Here is an 887-nt window from a genome sequence, read left to right on the forward strand (position 1 = left end):
GCCATGTCTCACCGTATCAACAAGCTCGAAGAAGGACTTGGCATTGCCCTATTTACCCGCTCTCACCGAAAAATCACACTCACAGAAGAAGTGGAACGTATTTACCTCCATGTGCTGATGCATTCCGTATCTCGACTAACTGCTTAACTTCTTGTGTAGAAATGTTGAAAATATTCCTAATATCAACGTGTAAGCTATTAATGATTAGATCTATCTTACTCTTTAAATGAGGAATATCACTCGATTTCATTACATTTTGTAATGAGCCTAAAATTGAGTTGTAGATCTCTTTATTATCTTTATCATCAGTTCTGAATTTTTTGATTATTGGGTTGATTTCTTTGAGAATCTCTTTTTGACGTTCCTCAGCCAAGTAGTTCTCTGATTGACTTGCAAATCTCACAACTTTTGCTTCAAGGATGCTCACAAAACTCATTATTTCTATATCAGAGATATGAGCGTAGGACATATAAAGAGGGATTTTTAACCAAATATTTTTGAATTCATATCGTTTCTCTACAAAGTATGAAGTGAAGATTTTCTCCCACTGCTCATTCTGCAACAGCAGGGAAGCATTTGATAATTCATTCCTAACTGTTGTTGTCTCAACTTCTCTTATGTTAGGAGTGGGAAAATAAAATTCCGCTTCATTAACTTTGACCTGTTCGGCAACTAACGGCCTACCTAAGACTATTGCAAAAAGGTGCTTACTCTCTATAACTAACCATTCAACATCTCTATAAGAAAGCGGCTTAATTGCTTTAAATTGAATAAATAGACTTTTACCTTCAGTTTCTTTGTTGGTAAGAAGAGACTTCTCGATAAAGCAACTAACTATGTATTCATTGTTTTCGAATGCAAGATTAAATGAGAATAAGGTGACTTTA

General features: G+C 34.9%; 1 protein-coding gene and 1 pseudogene. One reads left to right on the top strand and one right to left on the bottom strand.

Features of this window, described 5'->3' with window-relative positions; all coding sequences use genetic code 11:
- Positions 1 to 108 (top strand): annotated as a pseudogene (locus KIV40_RS30190) (LysR family transcriptional regulator); the annotation flags it as partial.
- Here the strand turns inward: KIV40_RS30190 and KIV40_RS30195 are convergent.
- The coding region (locus KIV40_RS30195) for a hypothetical protein (protein ID WP_285352951.1) at positions 80 to 887 on the bottom strand (808 nt) is incomplete at its 5' end. The pseudogene KIV40_RS30190 and the gene KIV40_RS30195 sit on opposite strands and share 29 nt — an antisense overlap.

The sequence above is a fragment of the Vibrio sp. D173a genome, assembly GCF_030248475.1.